26 protein-coding genes, 1 pseudogene and 1 riboswitch are annotated in these 23,387 nt (G+C 67.9%); of the genes and pseudogenes, 18 read left to right on the forward strand and 9 right to left on the reverse strand.

Features of this window, described 5'->3' with window-relative positions; genetic code table 11:
- Nucleotides 1–280: pseudogene (locus tag E1263_RS42845) on the forward strand (DNA polymerase Y family protein); the annotation flags it as partial.
- Here the strand turns inward: E1263_RS42845 and E1263_RS25845 are convergent.
- Together E1263_RS25845 and E1263_RS25850 are read right to left on the reverse strand one after the other, a co-directional pair.
- Nucleotides 271–1,461: an RNA polymerase sigma factor gene (locus E1263_RS25845; RefSeq protein ID WP_132171814.1), complete on the reverse strand. Its 1,191-nt coding sequence runs from the start codon at nucleotides 1,459–1,461 to the stop codon at nucleotides 271–273. The pseudogene E1263_RS42845 and the gene E1263_RS25845 overlap by 10 nt on opposite strands.
- Entirely contained in the window at nucleotides 1,458–1,829 is a 372-nt protein-coding gene (locus E1263_RS25850) for a YciI family protein (RefSeq protein WP_132171816.1), read from the reverse strand. The genes E1263_RS25845 and E1263_RS25850 overlap by 4 nt, the downstream gene beginning before the upstream one ends.
- Nucleotides 1,830–1,978: 149 nt before the next feature.
- Here E1263_RS25850 and clsA point away from each other — a divergent pair, with 149 nt between their 5' ends.
- Genes clsA through E1263_RS25865 form a run of 3 tightly spaced genes read left to right on the forward strand, consistent with a single transcriptional unit; the run spans nucleotide 1,979 to nucleotide 3,749 of the window.
- On the forward strand, nucleotides 1,979–2,572 hold the full coding sequence (gene clsA, locus E1263_RS25855) for a cardiolipin synthase ClsA (RefSeq protein WP_132171818.1): 594 nt from the start codon (nucleotides 1,979–1,981) through the stop codon (nucleotides 2,570–2,572).
- Nucleotides 2,573–2,577: 5 nt separating this feature from the next.
- Entirely contained in the window at nucleotides 2,578–3,420 is an 843-nt protein-coding gene (locus E1263_RS25860) for a DUF881 domain-containing protein (protein WP_238161532.1), read from the forward strand.
- Nucleotides 3,417–3,749, forward strand: coding sequence for a small basic family protein (locus E1263_RS25865; RefSeq protein ID WP_132171820.1), 333 nt, complete (start codon nucleotides 3,417–3,419; stop codon nucleotides 3,747–3,749). The genes E1263_RS25860 and E1263_RS25865 overlap by 4 nt, the downstream gene beginning before the upstream one ends.
- On the opposite strand, the gene E1263_RS44390 is transcribed toward E1263_RS25865, so the two are convergent.
- Entirely contained in the window at nucleotides 3,706–4,155 is a 450-nt protein-coding gene (locus E1263_RS44390; RefSeq protein WP_132171822.1) for a pentapeptide repeat-containing protein, read from the reverse strand. The two genes, E1263_RS25865 and E1263_RS44390, sit on opposite strands and share 44 nt — an antisense overlap.
- Here E1263_RS44390 and E1263_RS25875 point away from each other — a divergent pair.
- From E1263_RS25875 to E1263_RS25925, 11 genes are all read left to right on the forward strand, one after another.
- Nucleotides 4,130–4,888 (forward strand): DUF881 domain-containing protein, encoded by a 759-nt coding sequence (locus E1263_RS25875; RefSeq protein WP_132171824.1) that lies wholly within the window; start codon nucleotides 4,130–4,132, stop codon nucleotides 4,886–4,888. The genes E1263_RS44390 and E1263_RS25875 overlap by 26 nt on opposite strands.
- 39 nt (nucleotides 4,889–4,927) lie before the next feature.
- Nucleotides 4,928–5,311 (forward strand): glycine cleavage system protein GcvH, encoded by a 384-nt coding sequence (gcvH, locus tag E1263_RS25880; protein ID WP_132171826.1) that lies wholly within the window; start codon nucleotides 4,928–4,930, stop codon nucleotides 5,309–5,311.
- Between the two features lie 137 nt (nucleotides 5,312–5,448).
- The gene (locus tag E1263_RS25885; protein ID WP_132171828.1) at nucleotides 5,449–5,979 is read left to right on the forward strand and encodes an FHA domain-containing protein; all 531 of its coding nucleotides are present in this window, start codon (nucleotides 5,449–5,451) and stop codon (nucleotides 5,977–5,979) included.
- A complete protein-coding gene (ftsR, locus tag E1263_RS25890; RefSeq protein WP_132171830.1) occupies nucleotides 5,966–6,625 on the forward strand; it encodes a transcriptional regulator FtsR in 660 nt (219 codons plus the stop codon). Before E1263_RS25885 ends, ftsR begins: the two co-directional genes overlap by 14 nt.
- 23 nt (nucleotides 6,626–6,648) lie before the next feature.
- Nucleotides 6,649–7,140: a bifunctional nuclease family protein gene (locus E1263_RS25895; RefSeq protein ID WP_132171832.1), complete on the forward strand. Its 492-nt coding sequence runs from the start codon at nucleotides 6,649–6,651 to the stop codon at nucleotides 7,138–7,140.
- 214 nt (nucleotides 7,141–7,354) lie between these two features.
- Entirely contained in the window at nucleotides 7,355–7,951 is a 597-nt protein-coding gene (locus E1263_RS25900) for a MerR family transcriptional regulator (protein WP_165956749.1), read from the forward strand.
- Between the two features lie 21 nt (nucleotides 7,952–7,972).
- Nucleotides 7,973–8,063: riboswitch (glycine riboswitch) on the forward strand.
- 77 nt (nucleotides 8,064–8,140) lie between these two features.
- A complete protein-coding gene (gene gcvP, locus E1263_RS25905) occupies nucleotides 8,141–10,972 on the forward strand; it encodes an aminomethyl-transferring glycine dehydrogenase (protein ID WP_132171836.1) in 2,832 nt (943 codons plus the stop codon).
- Between the two features lie 217 nt (nucleotides 10,973–11,189).
- Complete coding sequence (locus E1263_RS25910) at nucleotides 11,190–12,491, forward strand: serine hydrolase domain-containing protein (protein WP_132171838.1); 1,302 nt, start codon at nucleotides 11,190–11,192, stop codon at nucleotides 12,489–12,491.
- Between the two features lie 88 nt (nucleotides 12,492–12,579).
- Nucleotides 12,580–14,160, forward strand: coding sequence for an IucA/IucC family protein (locus E1263_RS25915; protein ID WP_132171840.1), 1,581 nt, complete (start codon nucleotides 12,580–12,582; stop codon nucleotides 14,158–14,160).
- 88 nt (nucleotides 14,161–14,248) lie between these two features.
- Entirely contained in the window at nucleotides 14,249–14,890 is a 642-nt protein-coding gene (locus E1263_RS25920; protein ID WP_132171842.1) for a class I SAM-dependent methyltransferase, read from the forward strand.
- Between the two features lie 126 nt (nucleotides 14,891–15,016).
- Entirely contained in the window at nucleotides 15,017–15,460 is a 444-nt protein-coding gene (locus E1263_RS25925; protein WP_132171849.1) for a DUF805 domain-containing protein, read from the forward strand.
- Between the two features lie 60 nt (nucleotides 15,461–15,520).
- Here E1263_RS25925 and E1263_RS25930 read toward each other — a convergent pair whose 3' ends face one another.
- From E1263_RS25930 to E1263_RS42855, 3 genes are read right to left on the reverse strand one after another with little or no spacing between them, the layout of a single operon-like run.
- Nucleotides 15,521–16,927, reverse strand: a complete 1,407-nt coding sequence (locus E1263_RS25930) for a metallopeptidase TldD-related protein (protein WP_132171851.1) — start codon at nucleotides 16,925–16,927, stop codon at nucleotides 15,521–15,523.
- Nucleotides 16,924–18,441 (reverse strand): TldD/PmbA family protein, encoded by a 1,518-nt coding sequence (locus tag E1263_RS25935; RefSeq protein ID WP_132171852.1) that lies wholly within the window; start codon nucleotides 18,439–18,441, stop codon nucleotides 16,924–16,926. Before E1263_RS25935 ends, E1263_RS25930 begins: the two co-directional genes overlap by 4 nt.
- Before the next feature lie 33 nt (nucleotides 18,442–18,474).
- The gene (locus E1263_RS42855) at nucleotides 18,475–18,633 is read right to left on the reverse strand and encodes a hypothetical protein (protein ID WP_165956748.1); all 159 of its coding nucleotides are present in this window, start codon (nucleotides 18,631–18,633) and stop codon (nucleotides 18,475–18,477) included.
- Between the two features lie 283 nt (nucleotides 18,634–18,916).
- Here E1263_RS42855 and E1263_RS25945 point away from each other — a divergent pair, with 283 nt between their 5' ends.
- Genes E1263_RS25945 through E1263_RS25955 form a run of 3 tightly spaced genes read left to right on the forward strand, consistent with a single transcriptional unit; the run spans nucleotide 18,917 to nucleotide 20,776 of the window.
- Nucleotides 18,917–19,477, forward strand: a complete 561-nt coding sequence (locus tag E1263_RS25945; protein ID WP_132171855.1) for an RNA polymerase sigma factor — start codon at nucleotides 18,917–18,919, stop codon at nucleotides 19,475–19,477.
- Nucleotides 19,474–20,130: a hypothetical protein gene (locus E1263_RS25950; protein WP_132171857.1), complete on the forward strand. Its 657-nt coding sequence runs from the start codon at nucleotides 19,474–19,476 to the stop codon at nucleotides 20,128–20,130. Before E1263_RS25945 ends, E1263_RS25950 begins: the two co-directional genes overlap by 4 nt.
- 22 nt (nucleotides 20,131–20,152) lie before the next feature.
- Nucleotides 20,153–20,776 (forward strand): hypothetical protein, encoded by a 624-nt coding sequence (locus tag E1263_RS25955; RefSeq protein WP_132171859.1) that lies wholly within the window; start codon nucleotides 20,153–20,155, stop codon nucleotides 20,774–20,776.
- A gap of 23 nt (nucleotides 20,777–20,799) precedes the next feature.
- Here E1263_RS25955 and E1263_RS25960 read toward each other — a convergent pair whose 3' ends face one another.
- From E1263_RS25960 to E1263_RS25970, 3 genes are all read right to left on the reverse strand, one after another.
- Nucleotides 20,800–21,387, reverse strand: coding sequence for a hypothetical protein (locus E1263_RS25960; protein WP_132171860.1), 588 nt, complete (start codon nucleotides 21,385–21,387; stop codon nucleotides 20,800–20,802).
- Nucleotides 21,388–21,469: 82 nt separating this feature from the next.
- Nucleotides 21,470–22,468, reverse strand: a complete 999-nt coding sequence (locus E1263_RS25965) for a TerC/Alx family metal homeostasis membrane protein (RefSeq protein WP_132171862.1) — start codon at nucleotides 22,466–22,468, stop codon at nucleotides 21,470–21,472.
- A gap of 42 nt (nucleotides 22,469–22,510) precedes the next feature.
- Nucleotides 22,511–23,371 carry an alpha/beta fold hydrolase gene (locus tag E1263_RS25970; RefSeq protein ID WP_132171864.1) on the reverse strand — a complete coding sequence of 287 codons (861 nt, stop codon included), beginning with the start codon at nucleotides 23,369–23,371 and terminating at the stop codon, nucleotides 22,511–22,513.
- Nucleotides 23,372–23,387: the final 16 nt, after the last annotated feature.

Genomic DNA, 23,387 nt, shown 5'->3' on the forward strand with positions numbered 1-23,387 from the left:
GGTCTACGACGCCGACGGCACCCAGGTCTCCGTCACCGCTCGCGGCGACCTCTCCGCCGCCCCCACCGCCTTCCGCCTCGCCCCCGGACGCCGAGTCGCCGACAGCAACAAACTCCACCCCATCACCGCATGGGCCGGCCCCTGGACCACCGACGAACGCTGGTGGGACCCAGCCACCACCTCCCGCCAAGCCCGCTTCCAGTTCGTCACCGCCGACACCCGAGCCTGGCTCTTCACCCTCAGCCAAACCGCCTGGCACCTACAGGCCACCTACGACTGAAGCGCCGCCGCGCGGGACTGGAGGTAGTGCTGTTCGGGGGTGCTTTGGGTTAGGTCGGAGGCTTGGAGGTAGGCGGCGCGGGCGGCGACCAGGTCACCGGCTAGTTCTAGGAGGTGGGCTCGGACGGCGGCTAGGCGGTGGTGGTCGGTCAGAGCGGGATCGACATCGTCCAGCAGGGCCAACCCTGCAGGGGGGCCGTGGACCATGGCTACGGCGACTATGCGGTTGAGGGTGACCATGGGGCCGGGGGCGGTGGACTCCAGGAGTTCGTAGAGCATCAGGATCTGCGGCCAGTCGGTGGCGTCGGCTTCCGCAGCTTCGTCGTGTACGGCGGCGATGGCGGCCTGGAGTTGGTAGGGGCCGACGGGGGCGGTGGCCAGGGTGGTGGTGATCAGGTCGGTGCCCTCGGCAATGGCCGCGGAATCCCACTGGGAGCGGTCCTGGTCGGGGAGGGGGACCAGGTGGCCTTCGGGAGTGGTGCGGGCCGGCCGACGAGCGTCGGTGAGGAGCATGAGGGCAAGCAGCCCCGCCACCTCGCCCTCGAAAGGCAGCTGGTCAAAGAGTTGCCGAGTGAGGCGGATGGCCTCGGTGCTGAGCTCGGCGCGGTGCAGGGAATCCCCGGACGACGCGGTGTAGCCCTCGTTGAAGATCAGGTAGAGCACATGCAGTACGGCGGTCAGTCGCGCCGGCAGCTCGTCGGCCGGGGGCAGCGCGAAGCGGGCGTTCTGCAGTTTGGCCTTGGCACGGCTGATCCGCTGGCCGATGGTTGCCTCCGGCACCAGAAAGGCCCGGGCAATCTCGCCGGTGGTCAGGCCGCCGACCGCGCGCAGGGTGAGCGCGACCTGGGACTGCGTGGTCAGCTCCGGATGACAGCACAGCATCAGCAGGGTCAACGAATCGTCGACCGACGACACCGAGTCAGGCGCCACCTCACCAGCCAACGACTCACGCCGTACCCGAGCTGCCTCCGAACGCAGCACCTCGATCCGCCGCCGCGAAGCGACCGTGATCAGCCAGCTCCGCGGGCTATCCGGTACGCCGTCTTGAGGCCACTGCGTCGATGCCGCGAGTAGCGCCTCTTGGACAGCATCCTCGCAAGCGTCGAAATCGCCGTACCGGCGCACCAGGGCGCTCAGCACCCGCGGTGCCTCCGCACGCAGCACCTCCTCCAACGAAGTCACATGAACGCCGAGAGGTCGCGCACCGGACGGACCTCCACCACGCTGTACGGCGCCTCCGGGATCAGGGCAACGATCTCCGCCGCGCGTTCCATCGACTCGCAGTCGAGGAGGTAGAAGCCCGCGAGCTGCTCTTTCACTTCGGCGAAAGGACCGTCCGTGGTCAGCGGCTTTCCGTCGCGGACCAGAACCTGCTTGGTCGCCGACGGCGGCGCCAGGGATTCGGACGCGAGCAGCTCGTCGCGTTCGGCCAGCGCTTCGTGCAAGGCGGCGTACCCGGCCATGCCCTCACGCTTCTGCTCGTCGCTCAGGCCGTCCCACACTGCTCGGGATTCCGGATTGCCGTAGATGAGTACCAGGAACTTAGACACGGTCCAGTATCGATCGGATTACCGGTTCGCAGCACCCATAGCGGGTGACCCGCCGAGACGTTCAGGTGTAGAGGGTGTCCGGCCATGGCCCGGCCGATCGGTCCAAGTACAGTTACAGCGAATATTCAGGGTGAGAGAGGAGGGGGCGCGTGCCGGACTTGGAAGTGTCCGACCGGGTGCTCACGATCCCGAACGCGCTCAGCTTCCTCAGGTTGCTGGGTGTGCCGCTGTTCCTGTGGCTGGTGCTGGGACCGCAGGAGGACGGCTGGGCGTTGCTCGTGCTGGCGATCTCCGGGTTCACGGACTGGGCCGACGGCCAGATCGCGCGGCGGATGAACCAGACCACGCGGCTCGGGCAGATGCTCGACCCGGTGGCCGACCGGCTGTACATCTTCGCCACGGTGATCGGCCTGGCGTTGCGCGACATCATTCCGTGGTGGCTGGCGATTGCGCTGCCGCTGCGTGACCTGTTGCTCACGTTCACGTTGCCGGCGCTGCATCGTCGCGGCTTCAACGCGTTGCCGGTGCACTTCCTCGGGAAGTCGGCGACCTTCTGTCTGCTCTATGCGTTCCCGTTGCTGCTGCTCGGTGACGGCGACAGCACGCTGAACCTGCTGGCCCGGGTGTTCGGCTGGGCGTTCGCCATCTGGGGTACGGCGCTCTACTACTGGGCCGGTGTCCTCTACTTCGAGCAGCTGCGGCACCTGATCCAGACAGTGAAACCGATCGACAAGGCCCGGTAGTCACAGTGACCGAGCCCGCGACCAAACCAGCACCGCCGCAGCGCCGCGTCGACGCCTCGATGTCGCTGCTGAACAACCTGATGGCGCACCCGATCGACGAGGGGTACGCCGTTGCCGCCCGGAGCCGGCCGCAGCAGGACGGCAAGCCGGCCCGCGTGCGGCACCGGGTGCTGCTGACGGCAGCGGCGCTGGTGCTCGGGTTCTTGCTGGCGGTCGCGGCGGCCCAGAACTACCAAGCGGCTCCGGAGGCGGAGAAGCAGCGCAAAGAGCTGATCACCCGGATCAACCAGGCCGACGACCGGCTGGACGGGTTGCGCACCGACCAGGCCAAGCTTGCCAACGAGGTTCGCGGGCTGCAGGCCGAGGGACTGGGCAGCGCCAGCGATGGTACGGCGCTCCAGCAGCAGCTCAACGATTTGGAGCTGCAGACCGGGGCAGTCGCGGTGACCGGTCCCGGGGTCAAGGTCGTTGTCGACGACGCCAAGGACGCGGACAAGGAAGGCCGGCTGCTCGACGTCGACGTCCAGCAGCTCGTCAACGGGTTATGGACCGCGGGTGCGGAGGCGATCGCGGTGAACGGTCACCGGCTCACCGCGATGACCGCGATCCGTAGTGCGGGCAGTGCGATCACGGTCGACTACGTGTCGCTGACCCCGCCGTACACGGTGCTGGCGATCGGTGACACCGCGACGCTGGAAGCCCGGTTCGCGCAGAGCTCAGGTGGCCAGTGGGTGCAGTACCTGGTCAGCAACTTCGATGTCCGGAAGACGATCACGACGGAGGATTCCTTGCTGGTGCCGGCGGACGCGACCATCGCGCTGCGATACGCGAAGGTGATCAAGAAATGATCGCGGTGCTCGGACTGGTCGTCGGAGTGGTGATCGGGCTGCTGCTGGCACCCGACGTACCGGAGTGGGCGCAGCCCTATCTGCCGATCGCGGTCGTCGCGGCGCTGGACGCGGTGTTCGGCGCGCTGCGGGCGTTCCTGGACGGGATCTTCGACGACAAGGTGTTCGTCGTGTCGTTCGTGTCGAACGTGCTGATCGCGGCGCTGATCGTCTACCTGGGTGACCAGCTCGGCGTCGGCTCGCAGCTGTCCACCGGCGTGGTCGTCGTCCTGGGCATCCGCATCTTCACCAACATGGCCGCCATCCGCCGCCACGTCTTCCGGGCCTGAGTATGAGCGACGAGAAACCGGACGCCCCCGAGCCGGAGAAGCCCGCGCCCGACAAGATCGCGCCTGAGAAGGTCGCGTCTGACAAGGTCGCGTCTGACAAGGTCGAGCCGGAGAAGGTCGAGCCGGAGAAGGTCGAGCCGGAGAAGGCCGAGCCGGAGAAGGCCGAGCCCAAGAAGGCCGAGCCGGACAAGTCCGCCGCGGAAGACCAGCCGACGGTGATCGCGAGCTGGTGGGGCCAGGACGGTACGCCGACCGAGCCCCCGAAGCCTGCTGAGCGGCCGAAGGCCGAGCACGCCAAGCCGCCGCGCTTCGAACCGCAGATCAAGCCGGAGCCGGAGCCTGAGCCGGTCGAGCAGGAGCATCCGGCGGAGCCGACGCCGATGCCTGCCGCCAAGAAGCCACGCACTCCGAACCTGGCGCTGCGGCGGTTGAAAGCCGGTTTCAAGCCGTCCCGCGGCCAGGCGATCGTGGCCGTCGTCCTCGCCCTGGTCGCCTGTACGGCGGTCGTCCAGGTGCGGGTGAATCGCGCCGACGACGGGTATCAGAACGCGCGCCGTGAGGACCTGATCGCGATCCTCGACGGCCTCGGCCAGAACACCCGGCGGCTGGAGAGCGAGATCGCCGAGCTGGAGGAGCGCAAGAACACACTGTCCTCCAGCGCCGACAAGGCGAAGACTGCGGCCGAGCAGGCCGACGCGCAGATCCGCACCCTCGGCATCCTGGCCGGCACCCTGCCGGCTCGCGGCCCGGGTGTCCGCATCACGCTGAACGATCCGCAGGGCAAGATGACATCCAGCAACCTGCTGGATGCGATCGAGGAGCTGCGCGACGCCGGCGCCGAGGCGATCCAGATCAACGGGACAGTGCGCGTCGTCGCGAGTACGGACTTCGTCGACGACGCCCCCGGGATCCGGATCGACAACCTGAAGGTGAACTCGCCGTACGTGATCGAGGCGATCGGCGATTCGCACAGCCTGGCGGAGGCGTCCAATTTCCCCGGGGGTCTGGTCAGTGAGGTGACCGGTCCCCAGGTCGGCGGTACGGCGGATGTGAACGAGGAGACCAGCATCGCCATCACTGCCTTGCACGCGCAGGAAGAGCATCGCTACGCTCGCCCGGCGCCCAGCCCGACCAAGTAGTTGTCACTTCCAGCAAGCCTTCCAGAAAGAGGAACGACGGTGTACCCCGAAGACCTGAAGTACACGGCCGAGCACGAATGGGTGAAGGTCAACGAAGAGGCCCCGGTGCGGATCGGTATCACCGACTTCGCCCAGGACGCGCTCGGCGACATCGTCTACGTCCAGCTCCCCGAGGTCGGTAGCGCGGTACGCGCCGGCGACACCTGTGGCGAGCTCGAGTCGACCAAGAGCGTGAGCGACCTGTTCGCTCCGGTGAACGGCACCGTGCGTGCGGTGAACGAGGCGCTGGCCGACCAGCCCGACCTCGTCAACACCGACCCGTACGGCGAGGGCTGGCTGCTCGACATCGAGGTCGACGACATCACCGAGGTCGAGGCCTTGATGGATGCCGAGACCTACAAGGGCCAGCTCGACCCGAGCTAGGACCATCCTGGTAGGTTTACCGGACCTCAACCGCTGGTAGAGGGTTGAGGCCGGGTACACACTTGTTCCACGGGGTTCACGACACTCACGGGGTCTACGACACAACGTCGCCTAACGGCGATCGGGAGGATCACAGCATGCCGTTCTGCAACCAGTGCGGGCACGAGAACTCCGAGGGCAGCCGCTTCTGCTCGCAGTGCGGAGCGATGCTCCCTGGCGCGGACCGACCGGCCGCCGCGACGCCGACGCCGGGTGTGACGGACACCGCGATGCTGACGCCGATCAGCGCCGAGCCCGAGACCGAGCGCTTCGACCAGGGCGAGCCGCTGTCGGCCGACGACCAGGCCGCGGTCGGTGCACTGCCTGCTGGGTCGGCACTGCTGATCGTCCAGCGTGGCCCGAACGCGGGCAGCCGGTTCCTGCTCGACGTCGACGTGGTCACCGCCGGCCGGCACCCGGACAGCGACATCTTCCTCGACGACGTGACGGTCTCCCGCCGGCATGCCGAGTTCCGCCGCGACGCGTACGGCGTCAAGGTGCGCGACGTCGGCAGCCTGAACGGCACCTACGTGAACCGGGACCGGATCGACGAGGTCCAGCTGACGAACGGCGACGAGGTCCAGATCGGCAAGTACCGGCTGGTCTACTACGCCAGTGGCCAGGCCTGAGCTCTCGATCGGCGAGGTCCTGCAGCTGCTGCAGGCCGAGTTCAGCGATGTCACCATCTCCAAGATCCGCTTCCTGGAAGCCGAGGGGCTGGTGACACCGGCCCGCACCGCGTCGGGCTACCGCAAGTTCGCGGCGGCCGACGTGGAGCGGCTGCGCTACGTGCTGACCGCGCAACGCGACCAGTACCTGCCGCTGAAGGTCATCAAGGAGCACCTCGGTGCCCTGGACCGCGGCCTGCGCCCAGCCGCCGGTGGACCGCCGATCGCCCCCAGTACGACGGACGCCGGGCCGGCCGCCGACGATTTCGGTGCGACCGGCACCGACCTGAGCCTGACCAAGGCGGAGCTGTGTGCCGCCGCCGGAGTCAGTACGGCGCTCCTGGCCGAACTGGAGAGTCACGGCCTGATCGTGGCCGACGGCAAGCATTACGGCGGCGACGCGATTGTCGTGGCCCAGGTCGCGGCGGAACTGTCGGCGTACGGGATCGAACCGCGGCACCTGCGCCCGTTCCGGACCGCGGCCGATCGCGAGGTCGGACTGATCGAGCAGGTCACCGGCCCCCGCCGTACCGATCAGACGCAGGAACTGGCGGCACTGACTGTCAGGTTGCACACGGCTCTGGTGAGATCCCGGCTGCCGCGCTGATTCTCGCGGAGTAGGCTGATGGTGTGCGCGAAGTCGACGTAGTCGGAGTCCGGGTAGAGATGCCCTCGAGTCAGCCCATCGTGCTGCTCCGGGAGGTCGGCGGTGAGCGGTATCTGCCGATCTGGATCGGTGCGGCCGAGGCGAGTGCGATCGCTTTCGCGCAGCAGGGGATGGAGCCACCACGGCCGCTGACCCATGATCTGTTCGCGGAGACGATCCGGGTGCTCGGGCACACGCTCAGCCAGGTCCGGATCGTGAGCCTGACCGACGGGGTCTTCGAGGCGATCCTGGTCTTCGACGACAAGACCGAGATCTCGGCCCGCCCGTCGGACTCGATCGCGATCGCGCTGCGCACCGGGACGCCGGTTTTCTGCACCGAGGAGATCCTCGCCGAGGCCGGGATTCCGGTTCCGGAGAGTGAGAACGAGGCCGACGAGGTGCAGGAGGAAGAGGAGGTCGAGCGCTTCCGCGAGTTCCTCGACCAGGTCACACCCGAGGACTTCGACAAGAGCTGAGGCCGCTCCGGGAGCCTGAAACAGGCAAGACCGGGAAGGTAACGATTCGTGTGGGAGTCGCGACACGCTAACGCCCTCGATGCGGTTGTCGTTGACCCTCCCAGGTCGGCGGCTTACCGTGAAGGAGTCGTGGGGCACCGTTACTCCACGGAGATGACTCGTTCCAGTAGGTATTCAGGGAGGCTCAGGCGTGACACGCACCGGCGACACGGATCTGACGGCGCAGTCGACGTCCGAAGCACGCGCCGAGGCGGCGATCACCGCCGGCGTTCAGGGCCTGCTTTTCGAGGACGACCTGCGGCCGATGCCGGCCGATGTCGGGTTCCGTGGACCGACCGCCTGTTCCGCTGCCGGGATTACGTACCGTCAGCTCGACTACTGGGCGCGGACCGGACTGGTTTCGCCGTCCGTGCGTCCCGCGACCGGCTCGGGCACGCAGCGTCTCTACGGCTTCCGTGACGTTCTGTTGCTCAAGGTGATCAAGCGGCTGCTCGACGCCGGGATCTCCCTGCAGCAGATCCGGACGGCGATCGCCCACCTGAGCAAGCGTGGCATCGACGACCTGACCCAGATCACTCTGATGAGTGACGGCGCGTCGGTCTACATGTGCACCTCGCCGGACGAGGTGATCGACCTGCTGGCCGGTGGCCAGGGAGTCTTCGGCATCGCCCTCGGCGGTGTCTGGCGTGAGGTCGAGGGCTCGCTGTCCGAGCTGCCGACCGAGCGTGCCGATGGTCACGCCGACGGCGAGGGCGAGAGCCACGCGAGCGACGAGCTCGCTGCCCGCCGCCGGGCCCGCATGACCGGCTGAGGTACCCTCTGTTCTAGCTGTTCACCGCACTCGGGAGAGACCCGTGCAATTCGGGCGCCGAAGGGGCAATTCCTCCCCGGAACCTCTCAGGCCCATGGACCGAGTGCGATAGGCGACTCTGAAGCGTGCGCTCGTGCGTGACAGAGGGGGAGGCCCCCGGAAGCTACAGCAAGCAACGGAGCCTCTTTGATGACCGAAATTTCAGCAATCTTCGCCGACCGGCACATCGGGCCCCGCCCCGACGAGGTCGCGCGGATGGTCGAACTCCTCGGGTACGCCGATGTCGACGCGCTCGCGGATGCCGCCGTACCGGCCTCGATCCGGTCGATCGAGCCGCTGCGGCTGCCGGAACCGGCCTCCGAGGTCGACGCGCTGACCGAGCTGCGTCAGCTCGCGGCGCGCAACAACGTCGCCACCTCGATGATCGGCCAGGGCTACTTCGGCACCTTCACGCCGTCGGTGATCGTTCGCCGGCTCGTTGAGAACCCGGCCTGGTACACGGCCTACACGCCGTACCAGCCGGAGATCTCCCAGGGCCGGCTCGAGGCGCTGCTGAACTTCCAGACTGTTGTGTCGGATCTGACCGGTCTGCCGACCGCCAACGCGTCGCTGCTCGACGAGGGCACCGCGGCCGCCGAGGCGATGACGCTGGCGCACCGCTCGAACCGCAAGAGCAAGTCGAACCGCTTCCTGGTCGACGCGGACACCTTCGCGCAGACGATTGCCGTGGTGCAGACCCGGGCCGAGGCGCTCGACATCGAGGTCGTTGTCGCCGACACCACCGAGGGTCTGCCCGAGGGCGACTTCTTCGGTTTCCTGGTCCAGTACCCGGGCTCCGGCGGTGCTGTCCGCGACCTGAAGCCGCTGATCGCCGCCGCGCACGAGCGCGAGACGCTGGTCGCGGTCGCCTCCGACCTGCTCGCGCTGACGTTGCTCGAAGCACCGGGTGAGGCTGGCGCCGACATCGTCATCGGCTCGTCGCAGCGCTTCGGCGTACCGCTCTTCTACGGCGGTCCGCACGCCGGGTTCATGTCGGTCCGCGCCGGTCTCGAGCGGTCGCTGCCCGGTCGCCTGGTCGGTGTCTCGGTCGACGCCGACGGCGCTCCGGCGTACCGGCTCGCGCTGCAGACCCGCGAGCAGCACATCCGTCGCGAGAAGGCGACCTCCAACATCTGTACGGCGCAGGTCCTGCTGGCCGTCGTCGCGTCGATGTACGCGGTCTATCACGGTCCGGATGGCCTGAAGGCGATCGCCGGTCGCGTGCACGACTACGCAGGCAAGCTGGCCGCATCGCTGCGCGCCGGTGGCGTCGAGGTCGTCCACGCCGACTTCTTCGACACTGTGCTCGCCCGTGTCCCGGGTGCAGCGGCGGATGTCGTCGACGCCGCCCGGCAGAACGGCATCTGGCTGCGCCAGGTCGACGCCGACCACGTCGGTATCTCCTGCGACGAGAAGACCGATGCCGCCGCGCTGACCCGCGTCTGCCAGTCCTTCGGCGTCCAGTACGACGACACGCTGGCCGCGCCCGAGGTCGTCGTACCGAGGTCGTCGGAGTACATGACGCACCCGGTCTTCAACACGCACCGGTCCGAGACGTCGATGCTGCGCTACCTGCGCAAGCTGTCCGACAAGGACTACGCGCTCGACCGCGGCATGATCCCGCTCGGCTCCTGCACGATGAAGCTGAACGCGACCACCGAGATGGAAGCCGTCACCTGGCCCGAGTTCGCCGACATGCACCCGCTGGCGCCGATCGAGGACGCCGCCGGCTACGTGAAGCTGATCAGCCAGCTGGAGCGGTGGCTGGCCGAGGTCACCGGCTACGCGAAGGTCTCGATCCAGCCGAACGCGGGCTCGCAGGGTGAGCTCGCCGGTCTGCTCGCGATCCGCAGCTACCACCGGGCCCAGGGCAACGAAGACCGCAACGTCTGCCTGATCCCTTCCAGCGCTCACGGCACCAACGCTGCCTCGGCCGTGATGGCCGGGATGAAGGTTGTTGTTGTCAAGGGCAACGATGACGGCACGATCGACCTGGACGACCTGCGCGCCAAGACGACCGAGCACGCCGACAAGCTGGCCGCGATCATGATCACCTACCCGTCCACCCACGGGGTGTACGAGGAGAGCGTCACCGAGGTCTGCCAGATCGTCCACGACCACGGCGGCCAGGTGTACGTCGACGGTGCGAACCTGAACGCGTTGCTCGGCCTCGCGAAGCCCGGCCAGTTCGGCGGCGACGTCAGCCACCTGAACCTGCACAAGACCTTCTGCATCCCGCACGGTGGCGGTGGCCCCGGTGTCGGTCCGGTCGCGGTCGCCGAGCACCTGGCGCCGTACCTGCCGAACCACCCGCTGCTCGACCAGGCCGGCCCGGAGTCGGGTGTCGGCCCGATCAGCGCAGCGCCGTTTGGCTCTGCCGGTGTCCTGGCGATCTCGTGGGCCTACATCCGGATGATGGGTGGCGAGGGCCTGACCGCGGCGACGAAGGCCGCCGTACTGACCGCGAACTACGTCGCGAAGCGGCTCGAGAACGCCTTCCCGGTGCTCTACACCGGCGAGAATGGCCTGGTCGCGCACGAGTGCATCCTCGACCTGCGCCCGATGACCAAGGAAACGGGCATCACCGTCGACGACGTCGCGAAGCGCCTGGTCGACTACGGCTTCCACGCCCCGACGATGTCCTTCCCGGTTGCCGGAACGTTGATGGTGGAGCCGACGGAGTCCGAAGACCTCGGTGAGCTCGACCGCTTCTGCGACGCGATGATCGCCATCAAGCACGAGATCGACCGGGTCGCGGCAGGGGAGTGGCCGGCCGACGACAACCCGCTGGTCAACGCTCCGCACACTGCAGCGTCGGTGATCAACGACAAGTGGGAGCACGCCTACACCCGCGAAGAGGCCGCCTTCCCGCAGTCGGTCGACCGCGCCTCGAAGTACTGGCCGCCCGTCCGCCGCATCGACGGCGCCTACGGCGACCGCAACCTGATCTGCTCCTGCCCGTCGCCGGAGTCGTTCGAGTAACCCTTCCGCGCATCTGAATCAGCCGTCCGCCGATCTCCGGCGGACGGCCAGCGGCCGGCGGTTGCCAATTTGGTGGGCTGACCCACCGCGTTGTGGGTCGGCCAGCCGCATGCGGTGGGCTCTCCCACAATTCGATGGGCTGACCCACCAAGCGCGAGTGGGCGGGCTTGTGCGGGAACGGCCTGGGGGAGGCCCTTGGCGGGCATACGCTGTGCGGGTGACCGACGTACGCGCCGACACGGCTGCTGCCCTGCTTGCCGGTATTGCTGCTGCCCAGAGTGAGACCAGAGTGCCGTCGGTGACCGCCGGCGTGGTGCGCGATGGGGAGTTGGTGTGGACCGGTGCTCGCGGGCGGTTCGCCGACGCGGCGGGGCTCGCGCCGGGGTCGAATGTGCAGTATCGGATTGGCTCGATCACCAAGACGTTGACGGCGGTTCTGGTGTTGCAGTGCCGGGACGACGGGCTGCTCGCGTTGAATGATGCCGTGGGCAAGTATCTGCCGGGGATCGCTTTCGGCGACCGGACGGTGCGACACCTGCTGGCGCACAGCGGTGGGATGAACGCCGAGCCCGAAGGCCCTTGGTGGGAACGCAATCCGGGGATCTCGTTCGACGAGTTGGCCGCGACGATGGACGAGTCGCAGGCGGCTGGTCCGGCTGATCGGCGGCACCACTACTCCAACCTCGGTTATGCATTGCTGGCCGAGATCGTGGCGCGGTTGCGCGGCGAGTCCTGGCTCGATCTGGTGCAGCGGCGGATCCTCGATCCGCTGGAGATGCGCCGTACGTCGTACTTCGCGTTCGGTGCGGCGGCGCAGGGGTACTCGGTGCATCCGTTCAGTGGTCAGCTGATCGAGGAGCCGGCCTACGACTCGGGGGCGATGGCTCCGGCTGGTCAGTTGTGGAGCACGGTCGAGGATCTGGCGAAGTACGCGAACTTCTGGATCGATCCGGTCACGGAGGTGCTCAGCCGCGACACTGTCGACGAGATGGCCGCGCCGGCGGCTGCGGATCCGCGGGAGGCGCTGACTGCGTCGTACGGGCTGGGGCTGCGGCTGATCGCGGAGGACCCGTACCTGCTGGTGGGGCACACCGGATCGATGCCGGGGTTCCTGGCTGGGCTGTTCGTCGACCGGGTACGGCGGATTGGTGCCGTTGCGTTGGGCAACGCGACGTACGGGAAGGTTGCGTCGCTGGCGCCGGAGCTGATCACCACACTGGCCAGCCATGAGCCAGCGCTGGCGCAGGAGTGGCTGCCGGAGCCGCAGTTGGAGCAGGGCAACGAACTGCTCGGCCACTGGTACTGGGGCAACACCCCGCTCACCATCGGAGTCAGTGGTGGTGTCCTGCAGTTGTCGGGTGCGATGAGCTGTCGCCTCACGCCGCTGGGGCCGGATGTCTACCAGGGGCGGGACGGGTACTTCGCGGGGGAGCGGCTGCGCGTTGTGCGGACAGGTGGCGCAGTCGACCACCTGAATCTCGCGACCTTCATTCTCACCAGGACGCCGTACGGCGAGTGAGGATGACCACGTGGAGTCGGCTGGTCACCGACGTCATTTGAAGTTAGGCTCACCTAAGTAAGCATTGCCTTACTTCAGGAGAGTGAGCGTGACCTCAACCGAGGCGGCCGTAGCGGCGCATCTGAACGCGATTCTGCGTTGCTACACCCGTGAGGCTGCGGTGCCGGTGGCAGCCGGGCTGCTGCAGTTGGCCGTCGGTAGCTCGCTGCTGACGGCGCGGGTCGAGCATGCCTCCCGGAGTGGCTGGCACCAGTTCACCGAGATCCTGGTGGACGGCGTCCAGCCGGCACCGGAGGAGCTCGTGCGGTTGCTGTCGGCCGGCAATGACCCGGCCGAGGTCGACGACCTCGCGGCTCGCACTGCCGAGTCGGTCCGCAACGTCGCGTACTTCGTCGACGCGGGCGAGACCGACCGTGGCCCCGGCCGCTTCCTGGAGATCGAGCAGGCGTTGCTGTTCGGTCAACTGAACCACCCGGCACCCAAGAGCCGGGACGGATTGAGCGGTGCCGAGCTGGCGAGGTACTCGCCGGAGCTCGGTGGCCGTTTCGCGGTGCACTGGTTCGAGGCCGACACCGAATTGGTGTCCTCGGACCAGGTGGCCGGCGCGCCCTCGCTGCAGGGACTGGACGCTGTGCAGCTGATGGGCGCGCTGGCCGGTATTACTCCGTCGGCGGGCCGGGTGCTGATCCCGGCGCACCCCTGGCAGGCGGCGGCGCTGCGGCAACGGCCGCGGGTCGCCAAGCTGATCGAGGACGGCCGGGTGAAAGAGCTCGGCCCGCACGGCGCGCAGTGGTACCCCACGTCGAGCATGCGCACGCTGTACCACCCAGACCTGCCAGTGATGCTGAAGCTGTCGCTGGGGCTGCGCATCAGCGATGTACGCCGCGAGTCGACCCCGACCGAGCTCCGGCGCGGTCTCGAGGTCTACCGGCTGCTGGACGCTGCCTACAACGCCGGTACGGCGACTGCGCACCCACGGTTCACCCTCGTCCGCGACCCGGCCTGGATCGCACTCGACGAGGGCGGGCCGACTTTGACCGGTCTGGACGTCGCTGTGCGCGAGGTGCCGAGCGACGTCAACAGCTATGCCTGCTTGGCCGGACTGGTCGCACCGCGCCCGGACCGCCTCAGCCGGCTGAGTGAGTTCGCCGCTGACGACCCGGCCGCGTGGGTGGCGTCGTACATCGACAGTGTCCTCATCCCGATGCTGCACCTGTACGCCGAAACCGGTATCGGTCTCGAAGCGCATCAGCAGAACACGCTGGTCCGGCTGGACGGTCTCGGGCGCATCAAGGGCGGCGCGTACCGCGACAACCAGGGCTACTACCTGGCGTCGTCGTACCTGCGTGGTCTGCTCGCTGTGACGGGGCTGCGGGACTCTGCGCTCGCAGTGGTCGACGACAGCACTGTGGACGACCACCTCACCTGCAACCTGCTCTACAACCAGGCGCTGGCCGTGGTGGGCTGCCTGGCGGCTGATGGGGTCGCCGACGAGGCGGAACTGCTCGATGTCGTGCGTGACCGGCTCATCCTCGCTCTGCCGTTGCTGCAGGCCGCTGGGCCGGACGGTGACCGCCTGGCGCGGCGCTGGCTGACCGCAGACACCCTGCCCTGCCAGGCAAATCTCTCAACCGTCTATCTGAACATCCCGAACCCGCTCACTGCGTGACCGCCGCGGGTTACCCCGACGATTTCGCCCTGTAGTCTGGCGCAGTCTGCCGATCGTCCAGACCGGCGTGACGACCACGGGGAGCAACATGAACACTGGACACGTCGAGCTCGCACGAGCTCAGCAGGAACGGTGGGACTCCGCTTACGCGCGGCAGCCGCAACTGCACGGAGCGGAGCCGTCGGCAGCGGCGCGCTGGGCGGCGGGGACTTTCGGTGCCGCAGGCATCGATGACGTTCTCGAGCTCGGTGCCGGGCACGGCCGGGACGCGCTTTTCCTGGCCAGGCAGGGATTCAGCGTCCACGCCACCGACTTCAGCGAGACCGCGCTCGACCAGCTCCGCCAGCAGGCGCAGCGCGAAGGTCTCGACGACCGCGTCACGGCGGCACTGCACGACGTACGGGATCCGCTGCCACCGGCCGATGCCACGGTCAACGCGGTGTTCGCCAATCTCTTGCTGAACATGGCCTTCACGCCTGACGAGCTCCGCAGCCTGGTCAGCGAGGTCCACCGGGTGCTGCGCCCGGGAGGCCTGTTTGTGTACGCCGTGTGGACGGCCGAAGCGGGCTGTGCCGAGGAGTTCGCCGACCACGACGGCTTCGTCGGCAGGTTCTTCGACCAGGCCCTCGTCGACGAGTTGTCCACAGGCTGGCAGCCGTTGGGGATAACGGCCTACACCGAAGGTCACGAGCCGCACACGGTCTGCCGGGTATCGGTCGCGAAAAGGTGAAGTTCGCTCGAAGTACGGCGCGCCATGTTGCAGTGTGATCACCGAACGGCGACCGTGCATTGACGACGCCGGGCAGTTCCGTCAGGCTCTGTCCTCGCCTCACCTTCTGACTATCGGAGAGCTGCAATGCACTGGTTCACAGATGTGATCACCAAGCAGTACGCACAATTCAGTGGTCGTGCGCGCCGTAAAGAGTTCTGGATGTTCATCCTTTTCAGCTTTGTGATCTCGGTGATCCTGGGAATCCTGGACTCGATCCTGGGCCTGGACTTCGAGACCAGCAACAAGCTCAAGGCCGGCGGGGTGCTGCAGTACATCTTCGCCCTCGCCGTGCTGGTCCCCACGATCGCGATCTCCGTCCGGCGTTTCCACGACCGGGACAAGGGTGGCTGGTGGGTGCTGATCTACCTGATCCCGTGTGTCGGCTGGATCTGGTTCATCGTCTGGGCAGCCCTCGAGGGCACGGTGGGCGACAACCGCTTCGGCCCGGACCCGAAGGCTGCTGAGCGCGGCGGTCCTGGCGGCTTCGCCGGTCCTGGTGGATCCGAGCCGGGCTACCCGACCGTCTGATCTACAGCAGTACAACGCCCCGCGAACCTTCAAGGTTCGCGGGGCGCTTTGCTGTTCGGGTCAGCTGGCCTGGCTGACGCTGGACATGTTGAAGTCCGGGATCAGCAGCGGCGGCGTCGCCGTGCGGGAGAACTCGTCGCCCCACTCGCGGGAGAACGACGGGACGGTCGCGCCGGCCGCACCGATCCGCGACAGCAGGTCCACCGGGCTTTCGTTGAAGCGGAAGTTGTTGACTGCGCCGGTCACCTCGCCGTTCTCGACCAGGTAGACGCCGTCACGAGTGAGCCCGGTGAGCAGTGAGGTCTGCGGATCGACCATCCGGATGTACCACAGGCAGGTCAGCAGCAGGCCGTTCTCCAGACCGGCCACCAGGTCATCCGTCGTACCGGTCGCGCCGTCGACCGACAGGGCGTAGTTGTCGATCGCCGGAGCGGCGGTGGCGGCGCCGATGAGGTCGGCGGTGTGCCGGCTGGTCATCAGGGTCTCAAGCTTGCCGTCCCGGATCCAGTCAGTCGCGGACAGCGTCAGGCCGTTGTCGAAGACGCTGTCGGAGGCACCCGACGACCGCGCGACCACGAACGGGAACGTCTCCAGCCCAGGCAGCGCCGGGTCCGACCGCAGCTGCACCGGCTTGGTCGACAGCGTCTCGCCGAGCCGAGTGCCACCTGAGGGCTTGGCGAACACGCTGCGACCCTCGAACGCCTGCCGGCCGTCCAACTGCCAGAACAGGTACGTCGTCAGGTCGGCGACTGCGGCCGGCGGCAGCACGGTTGCGTGCCGACCGGGGTCGACGGAGACCGTGCGAGTCGCCCAGCCGAGCCGCCGGGTCAGCTCGGCGTCGAACGCCAGCGGGTCGATATCGGCGAAGTCGCGGGTGGCCGCGCCGACCCATGCCGACTGGCTCAGGTCGCCGGACTTGCCGGTCTCGCTGATGAAACCACGGGGGAGGGCCTGGCGGATCCGCAGTCCGGCCGAGGAGCCGACGTACAGGGTGACGACCTCGTGGTCAGCGAAGCCGTAGAGCCAGCGCTTCTCGCTGCTGGCACGCTGCAGTGTCTCACCGAGCGCCGGAGCGAACTTCTCGTAGATGGTGACTGAGGTTTCGGCCGGCTCGTCGTCCCAGTCCGCGCTGGTGGTGCCGTCGACCAGCGGTCGCGCGTCGTCGGCGGGGGTGGCGTCCCGGGCAGTCGCTACTGCTGCGGAGACCTGCTCCCGCAACGAGTCCTCGGTGACTGCAGACCGGCTGATCACACCGGTCGCAGTGCCTTCACCGGCGCCGACGGTGGCGATCACGGTGACATGCGAGCCGCGCATGGCGCCGTTCGTGGTCAGCGTGTTGTTGGCCCAGCGCAGGTTGGTGCTGGAGGTCTCGGCGACGATGACCACGCAGCCGGTGGCGCCTTCGGCCGCAGCGAGGGCGAGCCCGCGCTCGACGGTGTCCTGCGGGGTGAGCTGAATGGCGGTCACCGGCCGGCCTCCTGCGTGGTGTTGAGAATGCGGACGCCCCGGAACAGGGCGGACGGGCAACCGTGGCTGACGGCACCGGACTGCGCGGGCTGAGCCTTGCCGCAGTTCAGCGCGCCGTGCAAGAGGTAGGTCTCCGGGCCGCCGACGGCTTCCATGGAGCCCCAGAAGTCGGTGGTGGTCGCCTGGTAGGCGATGTCGCGCAGCTGACCGTCCAGCTTGCCGTTGGTGATCTTGTAGAAGCGCTGGCCGGTGAACTGGAAGTTGTAGCGCTGCATGTCGATCGACCAGGACTTGTCGCCGACGATGTAGATCCCGTTCTCGACCCGGCTGATCAGCTCCTCCGTCGAAGGGCCGTCCGCCGCTGGCTGCAGCGACACGTTGGCCATCCGCTGGATCGGGATATGCCCGGACGAGTCGGCGTACGCGCAGCCGTTGGAGCGCGCCGTGCCGAGGAGCTCCTCGTTCACCTTCGCCATCCGGCGGTCGACCTGGTAGCCGACCAGTACGCCGTCCTTGACCAGATCCCATTGCTGTCCGGCGACCCCCTCGTCGTCGTACCCGACTGTCGAGAGGCCGTGCTCGGCGGTGCGGTCACCGGTGACGTGCATGACCGGTGAGCCGTACTTGAGGTTGCCGAGCTTGTCGGTGGTCGCGAAGCTCGTACCGGCATAGTTGGCCTCGTAGCCGAGCGCACGGTCCAGTTCGGTGGCGTGGCCGATCGACTCGTGGATCGTCAGCCACAGGTTGCTTGGGTCGATGACCAGGTCGTACACCCCGGCCTCGACACTCGGCGCGGCCATCTTCTCGGCCAGCCAGCCGGGGATCTGCGCGAGCTCTTCGTCCCAGTCCCAGCCGGTGCCGGTCAGGTACTCCCAGCCGCGGCCGACGGGCGGCGCGAGGCTGGCCATGGAGTCGAAGCGGCCGGTCTCGGCGTCCACAGCGATCGCGCTGATGTCCGGACCGATCCGGACCCGCTGCTGCGTGTACGACGTGCCTTCGCTGTTCGCGTAGAACTTGCACTCGTGGACCGACGCGACATGCACGCTCACGCGCGCGACACCGTCCGCCTTGAGCAGCCGGTCGCTGTAGTCGGTCAGCAGTGCGACCTTCTCGGCGCGCGGCACGCTGAACGGGTCGATCTCGTACGACGAGACCCACGTGACGTCGTCGTACACGGGCTCGTCGGCCAGCTCGATCGGCTCGGCGTTGATCGGCCGCGCCACCTGCGCCATGTGCACAGCCTGCTCGGCCACCTGGATCGCGGCCTCGCCGGTCAGCACCACGCCGGCCGCGAACCCCCAGGTGCCCTCGTGAACGACGCGCACCGCCAGACCGAGGTCCTCACCGTCGCTGGCACTCTCCAGCACGCTGTCGCGCAGCGAGATCGACTCCGACCGGATCCTCTCCAGCCGGAACTCCGCAAACGTGGCCCCGAGGTCATAGGCCCGCTGCAAGGCGGCATCCGCGAGCGCATGCCGGGGCAGGGCATTGAACGATTCATCGATGTCTGGCACGACCCGACCCTATACAGCGGATGGGCGACCTGCTCACACCTTGAGGTAGGTCAGGACCGCCAGGACGCGGCGGTTGGCCGAGTCGTGCCGGTTGATCCCGTCCAGCCGACCACCCGGTACGGCGACGGCGCCGCCCGGACCGTTGTCCGTGACGAGCACAGTGAGCGTCGTACCGGATCGGTTGATGTCCACCTGTACCTGGGAGGCTCCGCTCCAACCGCTCGAGGCTCCCCGCGGCGCGCGCCTCTGCGCGGCCCGCGAGCCGATAGAGCACCGGTGCGATGGCCAGCAGCAGTACCGATCGCACCCACAGGAACGTGTTCACGGTCTCGTGTGTCGCCGCATGCGCGATCACCACGCTCAGAATCACCGCACTGGCGACTCCGAAGACCCCGAGGCGGTCCAATACAGGTCCAGCCACACACCCGGGTGGGTCCAGCCACACTGTCGGAACCGAACCGTCATGAGCGGTGTAATGACAGTGTCGGAAGGTACCGAGGAGGTCCGGATCAGCGACGGTGAAGCGGAGATTCTGGCTCGGGTGCGTGGTGGTGATTCCGCCGCGTATGGCGAGCTGGTGCTGCTGCATGCCCCGATCGCCCACCGTACGGCGATCTTTCTCGGCGCTGGTGCGGATGCGGACGACGTGGTGCAGGAGTCGTTCGTGAAGGCGTACCGGGCGTTGGGTGGGTTCCGCGGTGGGGCTGCGTTTCGGCCGTGGTTGCTGCGGATCGTCGCCAACGAGACGCGGAATGCGGTGCGGTCGCGGACTCGTCGGAGTCGACGTGAAGAGATCGCTGGGCCGCTGGACGTCGTGCTGGATCCGGCGGAGGAGGCGGTGACGCTGGAACGGCGGGCTGAGCTGCTGAGCGCCGTACGGGCTCTGCCTGAGCCGCAGCGGCTGGTGGTGACGTGCCGGTATCTGCTGGAGCTGGATGAGCAGGAGACGGCTGTGGTGCTCGGCTGGCCGCGGGGGACGGTCAAGTCGCGGCTGCATCGGGCGCTGGGGCGACTACGGGAGGAGGTGCTGCCATGAACCTGGAGGACGAGCTACGCACGCTAGGGCGGTCCATGGAGGTCCCGCCGGTCGACTCTGAGCTGACTGCCGCGGTCCTGGCGCGGGTGGCCGGCGTACCGGTCCGTCGGCGGTTGCGAGACCGCTGGCGCGCGTTTGTCGCCGGACTGTGTGTGCTGCTGGCAGGCCTGGCGCTGACACCGCCGGTGCGCGCGACGGTCGCCGAGTGGCTGCGGATCGGGGGAGTACAGGCTGTCCCGGGCGGCGCTGCACCGCGGAGCGCTCCACCTGTGCCGTCAGTGTCCGGTCAGCTGTCGCTGGAGGAGGCGGCCCGGGTTGCTGGGTTCACTCCGGCGCTGCCCAAGGATCTGGGCGCACCCTCGGCTGTGGACGCGTCGCCGGGCTTCGTTGCGATGAGCTGGGGAGGACTGCGGCTCGAGCAGTTCCGCTCTGGCATCTCGCCGCTCTACCTCAAGCAGCATTACGACGCGCTTGAGTACATCGAGGCGGTCAACGGCTACTGGTTCAGCACTCCGCATGAGCTGCTGCTGGTAAACACACAGGTGCTGCGGATCGCCGGACCGACGCTGGTCTGGGAGCGGACCGGCACCACCTTCCGCCTGGAGGGCGCCGACAAGCAGCGCGCGACGCAGGTGGCTGCCGGAACCTCCTGACCGGTGGCGGTGTATCCAGTTCATGATCAGACGGACGCTCGCCGTACTAGCTGTGCTCGTGACTTTCACCGTGGCCACTCCTGCGCATGCGGGTGGTCCCACCAGCGTGCTGCTCAGCGCGCCCCCACACGTGGCCGCTGTCGGCTACGACAACCCCCAGTACGCCGAGCTCCAGCGGCTCACGAGCGCCGAGGGCACCCGAAGTGTTCCGGGCGACACCTCGCATGAGGCCGGCGCTTTCGTCCGCGCCACCTGGCTCATCCACGACATGAACGTCTGGCGGATCGACATCATCTACCCCGACGCAGCTGGCGGCCCGTGGATCGCCACGAGCGAAAGCAAAAACGGCTCACCCGAGCTCAGCAAGCCGGTCTGGCACACCAGCACTGACCCGGTCGCGCTGACCAAGCTCCTGGGCTCCCTCAAGCTGCTCCCCGGTCTCCGCAACGGCGAACAGTTCGTCGGGGGTCCCACCACCCTCGCCCAACCCCAAGCTGAACCCGAACCTCAACCTGCGATCGTCAAGAGCAGCATCTTCACCGGCTGGCGCTGGCTCCTGCCCGGCGTGCTCGTCGGCGCACTCATCACCTGGGCAGCCACCCGCCTGCTCCGCCAACGACGCTGGGACCTCATCGACGCAGACTGAGGTCCCAGGGACGAGCTACCAGCTCAGCTGCCGAGTTGGAGTGAGCGGGTTCCGTTGAGCAGGACGGTGCCGAGGTACTTGTAGTCCTTCGGGGCGCCGCCGACGATGACCTCGACCTCGGAGTAGTTGACGCCTTGCAGGCCGATGAACCGGTCGGCGACCCAGCGGGTGGTCTTGCCGCTGCGGTAGGTGTAGACGACGGTGCTGATCGTCAGCGGGCCCTGGCCTGAGGTCGACTTCATCGACGCCGTCGAGGTGCTGACCACCTTCAGGCCGCGGGTGTGCTTGAGAGCCGCGACCTTGCGCTTCATGGCCTGCGTGGTGCTCACGCTGGTGTCCGTGGCGCTGTTGAAGCGGATCATCTGGTTGTGCTTGGCGTCGGCGAACTTGTCCTGCCACGGCGCGAGCACCTGGTGCTTCCAGGTCTTCGGTACGTAGGCACCGGCGTGCGGGTGGCCCGGGCTGGTGTTCGCGAAGTAGCGCTTCACGAACACCGGCGACGACGCGGCCTGGCTGTTGCTGGAGGCAACGGCTGCGGTACTTGGCAGGGTCCCGCCGACCAGGAGGGCCCCCGCGCCCGCCAGTGCTGCAACGATCCCGAACTTGTTCATGTCAGTGTCCCCTCGAGTCCTGCGCAGCCACCGTGGCTGCTCAGAACTAGAGATGACACCAGCGCCGGCGAAGGTTGAGTGCTTATTCCTCGGAAGTTTTGGGCTTTCCGTGCAGGGACCCGGCGTGTGCGGTGATGGTCGGGTCGTTGCGGGTCTTGAGCAGGCTGGCGACCACGACGATGACCAGGATGCCGATGATCACGCCGAGGCTGACCGGGGTGGAGACCTCGGGGATGCTCTGGTGGATGTCGACGTGGGCCCAGTGCAGGATCAGCTTGACGCCGATGAAGGCAAGGATGATCGCGAGGCCGGCCGACAGGTACACGAGCCGGTCGAGCAGGCCCTTCACCAGGAAGAACAACGCCCGCAGGCCGAGCAGGGCGAACGCGTTGGCCGCGAAGACGATGTAGGCCTCGTCGGTGACCCCGAACACGGCCGGGATCGAGTCCAGCGCGAACAGCAGGTCGACGCCGCCGATGGCGATCAGTACGACGAAGAGCGGGGTGACCACCTTCCGGCCGTCGATCCGGGCGGTCAGCTTGCCGCCGACGTACTCCTCGCTGACCGGCAGCAGCCGGCGCGCGGTCTTCACGATCACGTTGTTCTCGACGTCGGGGTCCTCGTCGCGGTGCCGGAACAGCTGGACCGCGGTGTAGAGCAGCAGCAGCCCGAAGATCAGGAACATGAACGAGAACAGCGACAGCAGCGTCGCCCCGAGCGCGATGAAGGCCGCCCGCATGAGCAACGCCAGCACGATGCCGAACGTGAGCACCTTGTGCTGGTGCTCCTCCGGTACGGCGAACGTCGTCATGATGATCACGAACACGAACAGGTTGTCGACCGACAGACTCTTCTCGACGATGTAGCCCGCGAAGTACTGCGCGCCGAAGTCACCGCCGTACTGGCTCATGAACCACAGGCCGAACGCGATCGCGACGGCGACGTAGAACACCGACCAGGCGGCCGCCTCCTTGAACCCGACCCGGTGCGGCCGGAGGGCTGCGAGCAGCAGGTCCACCGCCAGCAGCACAACGATCAGTCCGATGGTGATCGCCCATGTGGTTCCACTGAGCTCGAGCACGTTCGTTCCTCCGTCATCCGGCGGCGGCTGATGCAGCCGAGCTTACCGAGTCGAACCAGCTCGGTTAGTTGCGCCGCGCAACCATCGGAGAATTTCCCGGTACGCCGGGCTCGGCGGCACGTGGCCACCGGCGTACTGGATGGATTCGGCGGCCGGGATGGCCGCGGTCAGTAGGACGGCGTGCCGGCCGCCTCGCTCATCGGCGGTGCCGTGCCAGATCGTGGTCGGCACCCGGACATCGGCCAGGTCGAACCCCCACGGGGTCGCGAAGGCGATGTTGTCGTCGAGAGAGCCCTCGACGCTGCCGCTACCGAATGTTGCGGTCAGCCGGGCCATCGCGTCAGCGTCGTCGCGCGCAGGCGGCCCTGGCGGTGAGCCCGGAGCGGGCGGAAATTCGGGCCCGCCGGCCGCGACCGCCGCCATGATCTGCTCGGCGCCGTCGGCGAACCGGGCGCGGAATCGGGCCGGGTCGTGCACGGCGAGCCAGGCCGTCAGGCTCCGCCGCGGATCGGTCAGTTCGTCGGCCTCGGTCGGCGCGGGGCCATCGGCGGTCAGTGGGGCGATCCCGCCGACGACGGCACAGCGGGTGACGCGATCGGGAAGCAGCGCGGCACACGCGAGCGCGTGCGGACCGCCACCGGAACCGCCGATGACGGCGAAGGTCGTCCAGCCGAGCGCATCCGCCAGCCGCGCGATATCGCCGGCCCCGTCGGCGACCGTACGGCCGGGTCGACGGGGCGAACCGCCGTACCCGGGACGGTCGGGAATGAGGATCCGCAGACCGGATTCCACCATGTCTTCGACGGCTTCCGGCCGCTTCCAGCGGGTGCTGGGGGAGCCGCCGAGCGACATCACCGGGAAACCGTCGGTGGGACCGTAGAGGGTGTACTCAAGCAGCTCCATGGACGGAGAGTAGTCA

It is taken from the genome of Kribbella antibiotica (assembly GCF_004349055.1).
Classification (GTDB): Bacteria; Actinomycetota; Actinomycetes; order Propionibacteriales; family Kribbellaceae; genus Kribbella; species Kribbella antibiotica.

Excerpts from the sequence above, each read along its gene's own strand:
- E1263_RS25920 (WP_132171842.1), top strand. The coding sequence starts at position 14,249 with ATGAACACTGGACACGTCGAGCTCGCACGAGCTCAGCAGGAACGGTGG.
- E1263_RS25865 (WP_132171820.1), top strand. The coding sequence starts at position 3,417 with ATGATCGCGGTGCTCGGACTGGTCGTCGGAGTGGTGATCGGGCTGCTG.
- E1263_RS25885 (WP_132171828.1), top strand. The coding sequence starts at position 5,449 with ATGCCGTTCTGCAACCAGTGCGGGCACGAGAACTCCGAGGGCAGCCGC.
- E1263_RS25945 (WP_132171855.1), top strand. The coding sequence starts at position 18,917 with ATGACAGTGTCGGAAGGTACCGAGGAGGTCCGGATCAGCGACGGTGAA.
- E1263_RS25955 (WP_132171859.1), top strand. The coding sequence starts at position 20,153 with ATGATCAGACGGACGCTCGCCGTACTAGCTGTGCTCGTGACTTTCACC.
- E1263_RS25950 (WP_132171857.1), top strand. The coding sequence starts at position 19,474 with ATGAACCTGGAGGACGAGCTACGCACGCTAGGGCGGTCCATGGAGGTC.
- E1263_RS25925 (WP_132171849.1), top strand. The coding sequence starts at position 15,017 with ATGCACTGGTTCACAGATGTGATCACCAAGCAGTACGCACAATTCAGT.
- gcvP (WP_132171836.1), top strand. The coding sequence starts at position 8,141 with ATGACCGAAATTTCAGCAATCTTCGCCGACCGGCACATCGGGCCCCGC.
- E1263_RS25970 (WP_132171864.1), bottom strand. The coding sequence starts at position 23,371 with ATGGAGCTGCTTGAGTACACCCTCTACGGTCCCACCGACGGTTTCCCG.
- E1263_RS25960 (WP_132171860.1), bottom strand. The coding sequence starts at position 21,387 with ATGAACAAGTTCGGGATCGTTGCAGCACTGGCGGGCGCGGGGGCCCTC.
- E1263_RS25875 (WP_132171824.1), top strand. The coding sequence starts at position 4,130 with ATGCCTGCCGCCAAGAAGCCACGCACTCCGAACCTGGCGCTGCGGCGG.